Source organism: Rhodococcus sp. G-MC3 (genome assembly GCF_030063335.1).
GTDB lineage: Bacteria > Actinomycetota > Actinomycetes > Mycobacteriales > Mycobacteriaceae > Rhodococcoides.
Map to the genome: position 1 here is coordinate 130142 of NZ_JASISW010000003.1, position 15040 is coordinate 145181.

Annotated in this window: 14 protein-coding genes; 8 read left to right on the plus strand and 6 right to left on the minus strand. The window is 62.6% G+C overall.

The features are described from left to right. Position 1: 1 nt before the first annotated feature. Positions 2-172, minus strand: coding sequence for a rubredoxin (locus QMK17_RS04115; RefSeq protein ID WP_283507170.1), 171 nt, complete (start codon positions 170-172; stop codon positions 2-4). After that, positions 172-1392, minus strand: a complete 1221-nt coding sequence (locus QMK17_RS04120) for an alkane 1-monooxygenase (RefSeq protein WP_283507319.1) — start codon at positions 1390-1392, stop codon at positions 172-174. The genes QMK17_RS04115 and QMK17_RS04120 overlap by 1 nt, the downstream gene beginning before the upstream one ends. A gap of 156 nt (positions 1393-1548) precedes the next feature. Here QMK17_RS04120 and QMK17_RS04125 point away from each other — a divergent pair, with 156 nt between their 5' ends. Further along, positions 1549-1968, plus strand: a complete 420-nt coding sequence (locus QMK17_RS04125; RefSeq protein ID WP_283507171.1) for a TIGR03618 family F420-dependent PPOX class oxidoreductase — start codon at positions 1549-1551, stop codon at positions 1966-1968. 26 nt (positions 1969-1994) lie between these two features. Here the strand turns inward: QMK17_RS04125 and QMK17_RS04130 are convergent, their stop codons facing one another. Continuing rightward, entirely contained in the window at positions 1995-2462 is a 468-nt protein-coding gene (locus tag QMK17_RS04130) for a polyketide cyclase (protein ID WP_283507172.1), read from the minus strand. 260 nt (positions 2463-2722) lie between these two features. On the opposite strand from QMK17_RS04130, the gene QMK17_RS04135 reads away from it, so the two are divergent. From QMK17_RS04135 to QMK17_RS04145, 3 genes are all read left to right on the plus strand, one after another. Beyond that, positions 2723-4900, plus strand: coding sequence for a glutamine synthetase III family protein (locus tag QMK17_RS04135; RefSeq protein WP_283507173.1), 2178 nt, complete (start codon positions 2723-2725; stop codon positions 4898-4900). A 231-nt stretch (positions 4901-5131) separates the two neighbouring features. Further along, the gene (locus QMK17_RS04140; protein ID WP_283507174.1) at positions 5132-6541 is read left to right on the plus strand and encodes a hemolysin family protein; all 1410 of its coding nucleotides are present in this window, start codon (positions 5132-5134) and stop codon (positions 6539-6541) included. After that, positions 6538-7545 (plus strand): hemolysin family protein, encoded by a 1008-nt coding sequence (locus tag QMK17_RS04145; protein ID WP_283507175.1) that lies wholly within the window; start codon positions 6538-6540, stop codon positions 7543-7545. The genes QMK17_RS04140 and QMK17_RS04145 overlap by 4 nt, the downstream gene beginning before the upstream one ends. A 226-nt stretch (positions 7546-7771) precedes the next feature. Here QMK17_RS04145 and QMK17_RS04150 read toward each other — a convergent pair whose 3' ends face one another. Beyond that, positions 7772-8233 (minus strand): MarR family winged helix-turn-helix transcriptional regulator, encoded by a 462-nt coding sequence (locus tag QMK17_RS04150; protein ID WP_283507176.1) that lies wholly within the window; start codon positions 8231-8233, stop codon positions 7772-7774. A 121-nt stretch (positions 8234-8354) separates the two neighbouring features. Between QMK17_RS04150 and QMK17_RS04155 the strand changes: the two genes are divergently transcribed. Genes QMK17_RS04155 through QMK17_RS04165 form a run of 3 tightly spaced genes read left to right on the plus strand, consistent with a single transcriptional unit; the run spans position 8355 to position 11504 of the window. Then, on the plus strand, positions 8355-9482 hold the full coding sequence (locus QMK17_RS04155; RefSeq protein ID WP_283507177.1) for an AbrB family transcriptional regulator: 1128 nt from the start codon (positions 8355-8357) through the stop codon (positions 9480-9482). After that, positions 9466-10950: an MFS transporter gene (locus QMK17_RS04160; protein ID WP_283507178.1), complete on the plus strand. Its 1485-nt coding sequence runs from the start codon at positions 9466-9468 to the stop codon at positions 10948-10950. Before QMK17_RS04155 ends, QMK17_RS04160 begins: the two co-directional genes overlap by 17 nt. After that, positions 10947-11504 carry a TetR/AcrR family transcriptional regulator gene (locus tag QMK17_RS04165; RefSeq protein WP_283507179.1) on the plus strand — a complete coding sequence of 186 codons (558 nt, stop codon included), beginning with the start codon at positions 10947-10949 and terminating at the stop codon, positions 11502-11504. The genes QMK17_RS04160 and QMK17_RS04165 overlap by 4 nt, the downstream gene beginning before the upstream one ends. Before the next feature lie 11 nt (positions 11505-11515). Here QMK17_RS04165 and QMK17_RS04170 read toward each other — a convergent pair whose 3' ends face one another. After that, positions 11516-13531, minus strand: a complete 2016-nt coding sequence (locus tag QMK17_RS04170) for a neutral/alkaline non-lysosomal ceramidase N-terminal domain-containing protein (RefSeq protein WP_283507180.1) — start codon at positions 13529-13531, stop codon at positions 11516-11518. A 127-nt stretch (positions 13532-13658) separates the two neighbouring features. Continuing rightward, entirely contained in the window at positions 13659-14048 is a 390-nt protein-coding gene (locus QMK17_RS04175; protein WP_283507181.1) for a winged helix-turn-helix transcriptional regulator, read from the minus strand. 124 nt (positions 14049-14172) lie between these two features. Here QMK17_RS04175 and QMK17_RS04180 point away from each other — a divergent pair, with 124 nt between their 5' ends. Further along, positions 14173-15018: an SDR family oxidoreductase gene (locus QMK17_RS04180; RefSeq protein WP_283507182.1), complete on the plus strand. Its 846-nt coding sequence runs from the start codon at positions 14173-14175 to the stop codon at positions 15016-15018. Positions 15019-15040 lie beyond the last annotated feature (22 nt).

Consider the following 15040-nt stretch of genomic DNA (forward strand, 5'->3'; position numbering starts at 1 on the left):
CTCAGGACACTGCTTTCTGTTCGAAATCGATCTTCTCGCGCACCCCGCAGTCGGGGCACGGCCAATCGTCGGCGATATCGGCCCATGCTGTTCCTGCCGGAAAACCCTCTCGTGGTGCACCGGCCGATTCTTCGTAGATGTAGTTGCAGACAGGGCATTCATAACTGGCCATCACTGCACCTCCGGGTTTGCGCCGTAGCGGGCAAGGATCTTTTCGCGCTTGCTCGGTTCGATGTTGACAGAGGTGATGTCGCCGAGGTAATGATCCAACACCCTGTGGTCCATCACCTTTCGCCAGATCGGTGGGAAGTAGGCGACCGTGATCATGCTCGCGTAGCCGCTGGGCAGGTTCGGCGCGCCCTCCATGCTGCGCAGAGTCTGGTATCGCCGAGTCGGGTTTGCATGGTGATCACTGTGCCGCTGCAGGTGATACAGGAAGATGTTGGTGACGATGTGGTCGGAGTTCCAGCTGTGCTCAGGCGCGCATCGCTCGTACCGTCCGGACGCAGTCTTGCCGCGCAGCAGCCCGTAGTGCTCCAGGTAGTTCACCGTTTCGAGCAACGAGAACCCGTAGACGGCCTGAATTACCAGGAACGGCAGCACTGTTGGACCGAAGGCGATGGTCAGGGCGCCGAACAGTACGATCGACATGAGCCAAGCATTGAGGACGTCGTTGTGGATGTTCCAGGTGGACTTGCCCAGGCGGTCCATGCGTGACTTCTCCAGGCCCCACGCCGACTTCAGGCTGCCCCATACGCTGCGCGGCAGGAAGCGCCAGAAGCTCTCGCCGAACTTGGAACTCGCGGGATCCTCTGGCGTCGCAACGCGCACGTGGTGGCCGCGGTTGTGCTCGATGAAGAAGTGACCGTAAAACGTCTGCGCCAGAGTCACTTTGGAGAGCCATCGTTCGAGGCTTGCCTTCTTGTGGCCCATTTCGTGGGCGGTGTTGATGCCGACGCCGCCCATGACGCCGATGCTGATCGCAAGTCCGATCTTGGAAATCAGGCCGAGGCCGCCGTCGATGCCAAGCCAGCTCAGGTTGTCCGCTGTCCACAGGTAGCAGGCGGTGACGAGGCTCGCGAGTTGGAACGGGATGTAGATGTAGGTGCAGTAGCGGTAGTACTTGTCGTTCTCCAGGCGCTCCATGACCTCGTCCGGTGGATTCTGACCGTCGGGCCCGAAGAAGAGGTCGAGGGTGGGGAGCATCCCGTAGACGAGGATCGGTCCGATCCACCAGAAGACCGGTGAGACGGCGTTCCAGCCGAGCAGGTTGAACGCCCAGATCAGGCCGATCGCCATGAAGATGGCTGTCGGCGGGACAAGTCCCATCAGCCAGAGATAGCGCTTCTTGTCATGCCACTCGTCGACCGGCGTGCTCGGCCCCTGGCTCATCTGGGTTGCCACGACTGAACTCCTTTTCTGGAACAGATCAGATTCGGTGGTGCTCATCACTTCTTAACTGACAATACACCGAAAATGTCAACCAGTTAGACAAATGTGCAGATTTGTACAAATTACTGTGACTCAGTTCGCACGTAGGGTGTCGTCATGACGACTATCGAAGAAGCGGTGGCGCTCGCACGGTCGGAAAACGGGCTCGCGGTGGTCGCGACACTGCACGCAGCAGGGACGATTCAGGCGTCGGTGGTGAATGTGGGTCTGCTGCAGCACCCGGATTCGGATGCGCAGGTCCTTGGATTCGTGACGTACGGCAAGGCCAAACTCGCGAACCTGCGCGCACGCCCACAGGTCACTGTTACTTTTCGCGACGGATGGCAGTGGGCAACGGTCGAGGGGATTGCCGAGATAGTCGAGCAGACCGGGGAGACGCTACGTCAGCTCCGGCGCGATGTGTTTGCCGCCGCCGGAGGTGCGCACGACGACTGGGACGAGTACGACCGAGTCATGGAGGAACAGAAAAGGTCGGTCGTCCTCATCCGAATCGAGCGCGTGTACAGCAATCGTTAGGCGCGGCGAAAACGAGACTCGGGCCGTCAGTCCTCCAGCGCGACACCCAGATGATCGGCAAGCCTGCGCATGGTCCCGACGATCTGTTCTTCCTTCACGCGTGGGAACCCGGCAACCTTGCGAAACTCGGGGTCGGTAACACCGGACCAGTCGTACACCTGCGTCAGCGCGGTGCGGTCCTCGGAGAGAACGTCCAATTCCCAGGACCAGCGGGTCCCTCGGGGCTCGATTCCCTCCCGATTGGGGATCCAGCCGATGCGGCGGTCTTGTTCGAACACGAACACCGTGTTCTCCATGACGTACTCGCCGATCGCAGGCTGATACATCGCCATCGCGAATTTCTCACCCACCGCGGTGAGCGGTTGCGGGTCGACAGCACCCTGGAGCATGTCCGATCCATCGATGGACGACTGGACCTCGGGGTTTGCAAGCGCGGTGAACACCGAGGTGGCCGGGGCGCCGATGACACGTCGGACAATCAGTTGCTCGGACAAAGGAGAACTCGCTTTCCGTCGGAGGACAGTTACCCCTGTCTACCCGAATCGCGAGGAAACAGGCATGACTTCGCCGGGAACGGCTCATCGTCGTGAGCCCGTCAGCTCGTCACCCGGCTCTCGCTCCTCTCAGAGCGTGGGGATCGACAATTGCACCTCAGTAGACACAGCGACGAAACACGACCGCCACGCGGAATTCGTACAGTTCGCTGGTTGGCTCCGCAAAACAGCGTGGGGCACAGGCCGAGGGGTAGAAGCGTATGAGTGGAAATGCCGTTCGTCTTCAGGCAATCAAGGACGTCGAGGCCTATGTGCCCCCTGCAGTCAGTTTCATGGACGACGAGATGCCGGGCGAGATCTTCGGGGAGAACGTCTTCAGCAAGGTCGTCATGCAGAAGCGTCTGCCGAAATCGGTCTTCAAATCGGTGATGGCGACCATCGACAAGGGCAAGAAGCTCGATCCACTGGTTGCCGACGCGGTGGCGTCGGCGATGAAGGATTGGGCGCTCGAGAAGGGCGCGACGCACTACGCGCACGTCTTCTACCCGCTCACCGGCCTGACGGCGGAGAAGCACGACAGCTTCTTCGACCCGGTCGGCGACGGTAGCGCGCTCGCCGAATTCGCGGGCAAGACCCTCATCCAGGGCGAGCCCGACGCATCGAGCTTCCCCAACGGCGGACTGCGCAACACGTTCGAGGCTCGCGGATACACCGGCTGGGACGTCACCAGCCCCGCCTACGTGCTGGAAAACCCGAACGGCAACACGCTGTGTATCCCGACGGTGTTCGTCTCGATGACCGGTGAAGCGCTCGACCACAAGACGCCGCTGCTGCGTTCGCAGCAGGCAATGGGTGGCCACGCCGAAAGAATCCTGAAGCTTTTCGGACATGAGAACATCGAGAACATCGTGTCCTTCTGTGGCCCGGAGCAGGAGTACTTCCTCGTCGACCGGCACTTCTTCCTGGCGCGTCCCGATCTGCTGAACTCCGGTCGCACGCTGTTCGGCTCCAAGCCGCCCAAGGGCCAGGAGTTCGACGACCACTACTTCGGTGCGATCCCCGAGCGCGTGCTCGGCTTCATGATGGACACCGAACGTGAACTGTTCAAGCTCGGAATTCCGGCGAAGACCCGTCACAACGAGGTCGCGCCCGGACAATTCGAGATCGCGCCGATGTTCGAGCGTGGCAACATCGCGGCCGACCACCAGCAGTTGCTGATGACGACGTTCAAGACGATCGCCAAAAAGCACGGCATGGAGTGCCTGTTCCACGAGAAACCGTTCGAGGGCGTCAACGGATCGGGCAAGCACGTCAACTTCTCGCTCGGTAACTCCGAGCTCGGCTCGCTGCTCGTTCCCGGCGACAATCCCCACGACAACGCCCAGTTCCTGGTTTTTTGCGCGGCGGTCATTCGGGCAGTCCACAAGTACGGCGGCCTGCTGCGGGCGTCGGTGGCATCGGCAACGAACGATCATCGACTCGGCGCGAACGAAGCCCCGCCGGCCATCATCTCGATCTTCCTCGGTGACCAGCTTGCCGACGTGTTCGAGCAGATCGCCAAGGGTGCGGCCACGTCGTCGAAGGACAAGGGCACCATGATGATCGGTGCCGACACTCTTCCCATTCTGCCGACCGATCCGGGCGACCGAAACCGTACGAGTCCGTTCGCCTTCACCGGCAACAGGTTCGAGTTCCGAGCGCCGGGCTCGCTGCAGACCGTCAACGGACCGATGGTCACGATCAATACGATCATGGCCGAGGCACTCGATTACATGGCAACCAGCCTGGAGGCGTCGGTCGAGGACGGCACCGACTTCGACACCGCGGTCCAAAACCTGCTGACGGAAATCATTACCGAGCACGGCGCCGTCGTGTTCAACGGTGACGGCTACTCCGACAACTGGCAGGTCGAAGCGGAGTCGCGTGGACTTCCGAACCTGCGGACCACGCTCGACGCTCTGCCCGAACTGATCACCGAACCTGCAATGGAACTTTTCGCTAAGTACAAGGTCTTCAACCACCGAGAGATGCACTCGCGTTACGAGATCGGTCTCGAACAGTACGCGTTGACCGTGTTCGTCGAAGCTCGTTTGACACTCGAGATGGGGCAGACGTCCATCCTGCCCGCAGTTGTACGGCACCAGACCGAGCTGGCGCAGAACGTCACGGAATTGAAGTCTGCGGGCGTCGCTGCGGACATGTCACCGCTCGAAGAGGTTTCGATTCCCCTGGGTGAAATCCGGTCCGCCTTGGCGGCGCTGAAAACGGCGCTGGAAAAGGATCCTGCCGGTGACGCTCTCGTCGAAGCGGCATACGCGAAGGACGAACTGCTGCCCGCGATGGCCGCCGTCCGGTCAGCTGCGGATGTACTGGAAGCGATCGTCGCGGACGATCTTTGGCCGCTCCCGACGTACCAGGAGATGCTCTACATCCTGTAGGTATGTGAGCGGAAATACGTCCCCTGCGACGTATTTCCGCTCACATGCGCGTAGCGCGGTCCCTGTTTGGTGGTGAAAACGTCCGAGGCCGGAAACACCGGCTAGAATCGGACATTACCGCCACACCACAAGCAGAGGATTCATGGACAGCGATAAACCCGGGCCGGACACGGCCCCCCGCACTTCGAAGAAGTATCTTTCGAAAACAACGTGCGAGGCGGTGTCCGGCGAATGAGCGTGATTCTCACTCTCTTGCTCGGCGTCCTCGTCGTCTTCCTGATCACCGTTGTCACAGGCTATTTCGTGGCGCAGGAATTCGCGTACATGACCGTGGACCGCTCCCGGCTGAAGGCTCGCGCCGCAGCCGGCGACGCAGGTGCCCGTCGTACATTGGAAGTCACCAAGCGCACATCGTTCATGCTGTCCGGTGCCCAGCTCGGTATCACCGTGACGGGCCTGCTCGTCGGTTACGTCGCCGAACCCCTCATCGGCCAGTCCCTCGGCACCATGCTGGGCGGGGTCGGCATCCCCACCGGCGTCGGAGTCGGCATCGGCGCGGTACTGGCTCTGCTGTTCTCCACGTTCGTGCAGATGCTCTTCGGCGAATTGTTTCCCAAGAACTTCGCCATTGCACGCCCTGAGCCGGTTGCGCGCTGGCTCTCCTTGTCGACCACCATCTATCTCAAGGTGTTCGGCTGGCTCATCACCATCTTCGATCGCGCGTCGAACCTGCTGCTCGCGGCTCTGAAGATCGAGCCGGTGCACGATGTCGAGCATTCGGCGACCCCTCGCGACCTCGAACATATCGTCGCCGAGTCCAAGGGCTCGGGAGATTTGCCCGACGAGTTGTCCGATCTCCTCGATCGCATTCTCGACTTCCCGACTCGGACCGTCGAGCACGCGATGATTCCGCGTTCGCGGGCGGCAACGGTACGCGCCACTGACACTCTCGTCGAGGTCAAAAAACTGATGGGACAGGAGCATTCGCGCTATCCGGTGCTCGACGAGGAGGACGGCATCGTCGGTGTCGTGCACTTGCAGGACATTCTCGCTGCCGATGATCGACCCGAGGCCGAGATTCGCGAGTTCGTCCGGCCTGCACTGATCCTCCCGGAGACCCAGACCCTGCCCGACGCCGTCGGTGAGCTCCAGGCATCGAGCAATCAGCTCGCCTGCGTCATCGACGAATACGGCGGTCTCACCGGTGTCATCACCATCGAGGACCTCGCCGAGGAGCTCGTCGGCGAGATCACCGACGAGCACGACGACGAGGAAGACTTCACTCCCGTCGCCGGTGAGGACGGAACGTGGACGATGGCGGGTGCGATCCACATCGACGAGGTGGAGCGGTCGATCGATCACGATCTCCCTGATGGTGACTACGAGACGATCGCCGGTTTCGTCATCGCACACCACGGATCGCTACCGGCAATCGGAACGCGCATCGAGGTGGTTCTCCCCGCCGATTCGGACGATCTGCTGGGCGACGACGACGATGCACCCGTGCGGTTCGTCTCCGTCGAGGTGCTCGAGATCGACAATTACGTACCGTCGTCCGTGCGCCTCGAGCTGGGGCAGCGTGAGCGCGCCGACGAAGTCGACAACACCTCAGGTGACCGAGAAACGGACAGCCACCGATGAGCAATCCATGGATCGTCATCGCCGTCACCGTCGGCCTGATCGCGGCCAGTGCGTTCTTCGTGGCCGTCGAGTTCGCACTTCTTGCGGCCAAGCGCCATCGCCTCGAAGATGCGGCGATGACGAGCAGATCCGCACGTGCCGCTCTGCGCAGCGCGAGCGAGCTGACGGTGTTGCTCGCGGGATCACAGCTGGGCATCACCTTGTGCACCCTTGCGCTCGGAGCCACCACGAAGCCTGCGGTGCATCACTGGCTGACACCGGCTTTCGAATCCTGGGGAGTTCCGTACTGGGTCGCCGACGTCGCGGGTTTCGTACTCGCCTTGATCATTGTGACATTCCTGCATCTGGTGGTCGGCGAGATGGCTCCGAAGTCGTGGGCGATCGCGCACCCCGAGCGGTCGGCAACGTTGCTGGCAATTCCGATGCGCGGCTTCATGTTCCTGACCAGGCCGATTCTCGTTGCGCTCAACGCCATGGCCAACTGGTGCCTGCGCCGGGTCGGCGTCGAACCGGCTGATCAGGTTGCGTCGGGCCAGAATCCGGATGATCTCCGTCAGCTGGTGGAGCATTCGGTGAACGTCGGAGCCCTCGACGCGCGCTACTCTGCGCAGCTCTCCGGCGCACTCGAGCTGCAGAATCTCGAGGTGGGTGCTTTGGTGCGGATATCGGGTCTTCCTACCGCGGTGCAGTCCACAGAGTCGCTCGCCGACGTGCAGGCTGCATCGAGAGAATCGGGTCACCTGCGAATTCTCGTGCGCGACGGCGTCACCGTCAGCGGGGTCGTGCATGTGCGTGACACGTTGAACGGCGATGCATCCCTCGCCGACATCACCCGTCCGGTGTTCACCCTCGAATCGAGCACTCCGGTGTATGTCGCGCTTGCGTCGATGCGCGAGACGAGCAGTCACCTGGCTCTTATTGTAGATAGTGGAAAGACGGTCGGCGTGGTGACACTGTCGGATGTTTTGTCACGACTGTTGCCGACAGCGGCGGTCACTGCCTGACCGGTCGAAGCGAAAAGAAAGAGGGCCGCACCGATTCGTCGGTGCGGCCCTCTTCGTTCGAGTGCGTCTCAGGTTGGGTTCACGACGAGCAATGTGGCCCAGTAGGTGGCAACATCGTGCCCGACCTGGGGAAGCAGCGCGTCGTACAGCAGGTAGGACATCATAGAAACTCGAACTCCTGTTCTGGGTGCGGACCGGGGAGGCCGCAAGAGGGCTTTGCCACCCGCTATATTTCCTCAGAACGGGGTGGAAAGTCCAGAGGTTCGCCACTTTCCGGACGTCGAGCCAATTTCCACAGAATCGGCGCGGCCAGATTCAGAACGTCTCGTTCGAGTTGAGTGAGTTCGGTGCTCATGGCAGAGGCCAACCATTCGTCGCGCTGCTCGCGGTCGGCGGCGACGAGTTCGATGCCTCCGGCAGTGATCCGAATGATGAGTCGACGCCGGTCGCCAGGGTCGGGGGAGCGGGTCACCAGGCCCTCGGTCTCGAGAGCGTTGAGGTTGCTGGTCAGCGACTGGATGCGGACACCCTGCATAGTGGCGAGGTCGACGGGAGCGCTGGCGCCACCGCACCGTTCGATGTCGCCCAGGATCTGCATCTGGCTCGGGGTCAAGTAGTGGCGCGGGCGTTGCCTTCGCAGTCGCCTCGTCAGCGCCAGCATCGCCTCGCGTATCTCCGTAGCGCTCATTGAAAGAGCCTCCCCCCGCCGCGTCACCTATAAACGCATATCTAATTAGTACGTACAACAGTAGCTTTCTACCACTGTTTAGCGGGTTTGACGCACAGATTGACAAGAGTAGCCTTATCGTGTGCGAAAAGCCCTGCTCCGCTGGACTGCTCTGCTTGGCGTGACCGCCGTGGTGTGGGCCGTTCTCGCCGCTCTCGGTTTGTCCGCCTCGGCGCTGTTCGCCTCGCTCGTCGTCGCTGCTTTCTTTGCCGTCCGCGGGATCGGCCCCAGTCGCGTGCCCAAGCCTGCTGGGATGTTGGCACAGGGGATTCTTGCCGTCAGTATCGGATTGATGGTCGACACCGACACTTTGTCTGCGTTGGGATCGGCGTGGGTGCCCGCGCTCGGAGTCTGCGTCGCCACCCTCGTTGTCTCCGTCGCCGCAGGCTTCCTTCTTGCCGCCCACAAGGATGTCGATGCTTTGACCGGTGCGCTGTCGATGATCGCGGGCGGAGCTCAGGGTTTGGTGGCAGTCACCCGAGAACTCGGTGGCGACGAACGCATCGTGGCCGTCGTCCAGTACCTGCGAGTCGGTCTGATCATCGTCACGATGCCTCTTGTCGCCACTCTTGTTTTCGGCGCGGGCAGCAGTTCCGGTTCAGCGCGGGAGACCGGTGGAACTGCTTGGTACCTCGATCTTCTCGTTGTCGCGGCATGCATCGCTTGCGGCGTTGGAGTGGCGAAGTTGATCCGTCTGCCGGCGCCGGCGACGCTCGGTCCGTTGGCAGTGTCGATGGCTCTCGAACTGTCTGGGTGGATCGACTCGGTGTCGGCGCCGATGGTGCTGCTCCCGATTGCATTCGTGCTCATCGGCTGGCAGGCAGGGCTCGCGTTCACCCGCGACAGTGTCCGCGCCGTTGGACGCGTCTTTCCCTACGCCGTGGTGCTGATCGCCGCGGTGGGCGTGATCTGCGCGCTGCTCGGTCTCGTGCTCTCGCATGCGGCGGGCATTACTCTGCTGGAGGGATACCTTGCGACGACGCCAGGCGGATTGTCCGCGGTGCTCGCGGTGTCGGCGGCGAGCGGGGTGAACGTCACGTTCGTTGCTGCGGTTCAGGTTGTTCGGTTGGTGATCATGCTGTTCGCGGCACCGTTCGGTGCCAAAGCCTTCGTCGCGCTCCGCAACCGGAGAGCGAAGGAAATCGGAGCGCGACCGAAGTCTTGTCGGCCGATGACTGGCGTATCATCAGCTGATGACATCGATCGATGACACACCACGAGTCGATGAGCGTCGAGGTCTGGTACCGGTGCTCGTGTCCATCTGCGCCATTGTTGCGGTGGTCAGCAGCGTCGGAGCCCCGCTGATCCCCACGGTCGCCGATACCTACAGTGTGTCGTTCACCGGCGCTCAGTGGTCGTTGACCATCGCCATGTTGACCGGCGCCGTCACCGTCCCGGTGCTCGGACGGCTCGGTGACGGTCCACGGCGTCGCCCCGTCGTGATCTGGGCGCTTGTGGTCGTGTTCCTCGGCTGTATCTTTGCCGCCATCCCCGGCAACTTTGCGATGCTGATCATCGGACGTGGGCTCCAAGGCGTCGGGCTGGGCCTGATGCCGCTGGCCATGGCCGTTGCACGGGATCATCTCGGTCCGGGGCGGGCGCGCTCGTGTGTGGCCGCGCTCTCGGTGACAGCGGTCGCCGGTATCGGTTTCGGCTATCCACTGACCGGTGTCATCGCCCACTACTTCGGGTTCCACGCGTGCTTCGTCCTTGCTGCGGGCGCCACGCTCGTCGTCTTGATCGCCGCGATTCTCGTCGTACCGTCGAGCGGTCATCTGCCGGGACATCCACTCGACATCATCGGTGCCGTAACTCTCGGAGTAGGGCTGACGCTGCTGCTGATGGCGATCAGCTCCGGGGGCGAATGGGGCTGGACGTCTGTTCCTCTCATTGCATGCGCCGTGGTCGGAACCGTCGTGCTCGCGGCGTGGGCTGTGCACGAGCTGCGCGCCGAGCACCCCATCGTCCAACTCCGGTTACTTCGCAACCGATCGGTTCTCACTGCCGACGCCACCGGCTTGCTTGCCGGTATCGGAATGTTCATCTTGTCGTCTTCGGTGATCAGGTTCGTCCAGACTCCTGTCGACACCGGCTACGGGCTTGGGCGCTCGGCCATGATCGCAGGCCTCGTCCTCGTACCGTTCTCACTCGCGAGCGTCCTCGCCAACAAGCTCCTCCCGCTGGCGAGCGGATGGATGCCGCGAAACCTGATCATGCCGACCGGAGCGCTTTTCTTCGTCGGCGCGCTCGTACTGTTCCTGTTCGGGAGATCGGATCTCTGGATCGTATTCGTGGCAATGGGAATCGCAGGGCTCGGAGTCGGGTTCACTTTCGCCGCCATGCCTGCTTTCATCGTCAGCGCCGTGCCCGCACACGAAACCGGAAGCGCGCTCGGCGTCAATCAGGTGACACGCACCGTCGGCGGTGCTATCGGAAGTGCACTCAGTGCAACGGTTCTCGCGGCCTACACCGTCCCCGGAGCCCTCTACCCGGACAGTGACGGCTACTCGGCCACCTCGCTCGCCGGCATCGCCCTGTGGATCCTGACCGGACTGCTGGCGTTGGGCATTCCGTACGCCAAGCGCCGTGCATCACGCGAGTTGGTCGACGAGAGTGTGGACGCCTCGGCCGCAGGCTCGTTTGCGTACGAGATCGAGAGCAGTAGGGGCGCACGATGAGTGAGGTCAGGGCTCGGAACTCGAGCCGCACCCGGCAGGATCTGCTCGACGCCGCCGCTGCACTGTTCGGCGAACGAGGCTACGAGCGCAGCACCATTCGCGAGATCGGGGAACGCGCGGGCGCCGACCCCGCCTTGATCGCACGCTACTTCGGCAACAAAGCCGGGCTCTACCTCGAGACCCTCCCCACCGATGACACCGGACCCGCGTTGGCTGACATTCTCGACCCGGCCAGAATCGAGGAGACGTTACGTCGGGTCAATCTTCTCGGGCCGGGCCCGGTGCTGCAGGCCGTCATCAGGGCCCATGACGAGCCCTCCGTGCAAGCGGCCGCATCGGACCGCGTCGACAAACGATTGACCGAGGGCCTCGAAGCGAGGATGCGTGAGGAGAAACTGCAATCACCACGGCTTCGTGCGCAACTCGCGGTTGCCGCGTTGTCCGGTATTGCGCTCGCGCGGTCGGCAGGCACGTTGGAGGAACTCGCGTCCGCCGACCAGGAAGACGTCGTCCGGCTTACCGCCGCGATGCTCGGATCGTTGCTGGGTCCGTAGTTCGAGCTGCGTCAGGAGACTTCGAACGAAGCCGACGTGCCGACGAAGGGCGTGAGATGCCCGTCCAGCGAGCGGGCATCGCCGAAGTAGACGATCCTGTACGTCCCGGCGGATTGGCCCTGCGGTATGTCCCAGATGACGGTGGTCGAGGTGATCGGCCCTGCATTGTCGAACAGGATTTTCGTGTACCAATCACCGTCGTCGTATTCGCGAACCCATCCGGTACTCGTGAAGCGCTCGACGGCGAGATACGTGTCGTCGCGGCGCAGATTCGAATTGGGATTCGCTCCGGAAAAGCGCACGACAACCTGCTGCCCGACGCCGTACTCCGGTGCAGGTTGGGTCTGAACCTGACCGAAAGTTGTTCCTGAAGCGGCGATGTCGACGAACGGATTGCCGCCGATCGCCGACGGTATGGCGCCGGTGAGATCGCGTTGTGGGCCACCCGGTTCCACGGGTCTGCGCTCACGCAGTGCCGAAGCAAGGTCGACGGCAATCTGGATAGTGGCGGGAAGTTGCCACGGCCCGAACGCCGTTGCACCGCCTTCGTAGTCCTGCTCGGCGTACTCCTCGGGAGTGGTCAGGTAGTGACCGTAGCCATTGGTGTAGCCCTGCACGACGACCAGGTCACGGTCGATCCCCAGGGTCTCGGCCAATGCGGTGCGTAGCCGCGCCCCTGCTACCACCGTCGGCTCGAACGGACACGCGAAGAGGTGGAACGCTCCGATTCGGACGAGGTGGAACGGAAGTACCTGCTGCACGATCCCCGGGATCAAACCGACCGGCAGGATGACGTCTTTGGGTGCATGCGCTTCGCGTAACCACTGCGGCAAGATGACCGAACTCAGTGCTGCCAGAGCGGGATTGCCGCCACGTTCGCCTTCTTCGAGGCCGAGGGCAGGCACGCCGCCGCCGTCTTCCTGGCTCGATGCGGCGAACGCTGCGCCCAGTGCGGCTGGGGCGGTGGTGTGTGTGCGGCCGTCGCCGGTGAACTCGGCCCGAACGGTGTAGGAGGAGAAGTCGACGTAGATGGACCGCGCACCTATCCCAGCATCGAGCGAAGTTCCGTCCGATTCGGTTTGCGCATGCGCAGTGTCGAATTGGCGTAGGCCGATGATTCTGGTGTTCTCGAACTCGTCGGTCGTCGGGCCTGTCCCCGGTTGCCTGTCCAGGTTGGGCGTCACATCGCCGGGAGTACTTTGGCAGAAGGCTGCAACGAACGACGGGTTGGAAAAGTCGACGTGTTCAACGGCGCGTTCCCAGTGCCAGGCGGCGTAGCCCTTGTTGTCGGTGCTGACGAGCTGGTTTTCCGCTCTCATCGAGGTGCCATGTGTGGCAAACCAATTGATGACTCCGGCGAGTGAACCGCCGCGTTCGAGCTGCAGGTTGACCGATCGTGGGTCGATCTTGCGCGGGAACTGTGCGCCATCAGGATCTCGATCGAAGGCGACCGGTGAGCGGTTGACTCCCGCGTCGTCCAATGATCCCGAGGTGAGCGTCAGTTGTCCGGGCTGGACGTCGTCGTGGGCACGGACGATGGCGTCGACGATGCCGGATACGTTGGACTCGAACGTGATCGGACGAAACCCGAGCGTAGTGATGTCGACAAGCAGGTGACCGTCGGTGCCGCCGGGGGCCGCATGAGTGTGCGTCGCCGACAGCAATACGTTTCCGCGGTGATAGAGGTTGCCGTACCTCTCGGCGAGACGAGTGAGAACTTCTTCGAAGATGCTCTCGAACATCAAACCGACCTCGCAGGTCACGTGGACGAGTCGCTGTGAGGTCGCGGTGTCCACGAAGACGAAAGCGCGTGCGCGCTGGCGAAGATGCAGCCCAGCGGACGATTGTTCGAGCACCGCGTACCCGTTCATGCCCGCGCCGAGCGGTTCGCCGGTCATGTCTCCGATGCCGCGACCGACGTCGATGCCTGTAGGGGTTGCCCGCGCCGGTGACGCGCTGAGCGCAGCGATTCCGAGGGCTGCGCCCGTTGCGGTCAGAAACGTTCGTCTGCGCATGTCCCGATTCACGCTGTGCACGTTAACACCGCACGTGAGCGGCGGTGCCGATACGATCCGATCGTGATCGGACGAATCGACGAAGTGGTGTTCGACTGCACCGAACCGGCTGTGCTGGCGGCTTTCTGGGCCGGCGTGATCAGCGGTTGTCGTGTTCCTCGCGTGATGAGAGCACGGTGGGAAGGTTCGACTCGACGAGTTCGATGAGGCCGGTCAGCGCCGTCGCGACCTCACGCCCGAGTGGCGACAAACTGTATTCGACTTTCGGCGGGATGGCTTCGAGGACGGTGCGCACGACGAGACCGTCGCGCTCCAGAGTCTGCAGCGTCTGCGAAAGCATGCGCTCACTGACTCCGTCGACGCGCCGTCGTAGAGCGTTGAAGCGATAGTCGCCCTCGGCGAGTGCTGCCAAGGCGAGGATTCCCCACCTGCTGGTGGCGTTCTGCAGCGCCTCGCGCGACGAGCAGTTCCGCGCGAAGACATCTGCTTCCAAGTTCGCGTCTACATCGAGGTGGGGCACTTCGGTCATGCGTTCAATGTTAGCGCATGCATTTTGGTTCGCACTAATATTCCGGCTTGCACTGCACGAATAGTAAGTGCATACTCGGCAATGAACTTGAAGTTACAAGCAAGCGCGAACACTGGGAGCGGACATGACAACAGCAGTAACCGGAGCAACCGGACAGCTCGGAGCACTCGTTGTGGAGGGGCTGCTTGCACGCGGTCTCCCGGCGGGCGAAATTGTGGTCGTAGTCCGTGACGAGAAGAAGGCTCAGTCGCTCGCCGACAGGGGAGTGCAGGTTCGAGTCGCGAACTACACCGATGTGGATGCGTTGAAGGCGGCGCTCGGCGGCGTCGACAAGCTCCTGCTGGTATCGGGATCGGACATCGGCCAGCGAATTGCGCAGCACGCCAACGTTGTCGAGGCTGCAGAAGCTGCAGGCGTGAAGTTCATCGCCTACACCTCGATCCTGAAGGCCGACACGTCAGGCGTCAGCCTCGCCGCCGAACACCGTGCGACCGAGGATCGACTGACTGCATCGTCCATCCCCGCGGCGTTCCTGCGCAACGGCTGGTACTGGGAGAACTACAAGGGCTCGGTGCAGCAGGCTGCAGACAGCGGCACACTGCTCGGCGCAGGCGGAAACGGCAAGATTGCTGCTGCATCGCGCACCGATTTCGCGGCAGCAGCCGTGGAGGTGCTGCTGACCGACGGCCATGAAGGGAAGATCTACGAGCTCGGCGGCGACGAGCGTCTGACCTACAACGACTTGGCTGCCGTCATCGCGGAGGTGACCGGCAAGCCCGTCGAGTACAAAGATGTCTCCGAGGCCGAGTACACGGAGGTATTGAAGGGCGCGGGTCTGCCCGGCTTCGTCGCCGAAATGCTCGCGAGCGCGGACGCGGGCATCGCGCGCGGAGAGCTCGACACGGACTCGGGTGACCTGCAGAAGCTCATCGGCCGTAGCTCGTCTCCGGTGGCCGGCATTCTGGGCTGATCGGTGCCCCCGCTTCTCGCAT

What these genes read in the sequence shown, in the direction of transcription:
- QMK17_RS04115 (WP_283507170.1), bottom strand. Translation starts at nt 172, where the DNA reads ATGGCCAGTTATGAATGCCCTGTCTGCAACTACATCTACGAAGAATCG.
- QMK17_RS04120 (WP_283507319.1), bottom strand. Translation starts at nt 1,392, where the DNA reads ATGAGCCAGGGGCCGAGCACGCCGGTCGACGAGTGGCATGACAAGAAG.
- QMK17_RS04125 (WP_283507171.1), top strand. Translation starts at nt 1,549, where the DNA reads ATGACGACTATCGAAGAAGCGGTGGCGCTCGCACGGTCGGAAAACGGG.
- QMK17_RS04135 (WP_283507173.1), top strand. Translation starts at nt 2,723, where the DNA reads ATGAGTGGAAATGCCGTTCGTCTTCAGGCAATCAAGGACGTCGAGGCC.
- QMK17_RS04140 (WP_283507174.1), top strand. Translation starts at nt 5,132, where the DNA reads ATGAGCGTGATTCTCACTCTCTTGCTCGGCGTCCTCGTCGTCTTCCTG.
- QMK17_RS04145 (WP_283507175.1), top strand. Translation starts at nt 6,538, where the DNA reads ATGAGCAATCCATGGATCGTCATCGCCGTCACCGTCGGCCTGATCGCG.
- QMK17_RS04150 (WP_283507176.1), bottom strand. Translation starts at nt 8,233, where the DNA reads ATGAGCGCTACGGAGATACGCGAGGCGATGCTGGCGCTGACGAGGCGA.
- QMK17_RS04160 (WP_283507178.1), top strand. Translation starts at nt 9,466, where the DNA reads ATGACATCGATCGATGACACACCACGAGTCGATGAGCGTCGAGGTCTG.
- QMK17_RS04165 (WP_283507179.1), top strand. Translation starts at nt 10,947, where the DNA reads ATGAGTGAGGTCAGGGCTCGGAACTCGAGCCGCACCCGGCAGGATCTG.
- QMK17_RS04175 (WP_283507181.1), bottom strand. Translation starts at nt 14,048, where the DNA reads ATGACCGAAGTGCCCCACCTCGATGTAGACGCGAACTTGGAAGCAGAT.
- QMK17_RS04180 (WP_283507182.1), top strand. Translation starts at nt 14,173, where the DNA reads ATGACAACAGCAGTAACCGGAGCAACCGGACAGCTCGGAGCACTCGTT.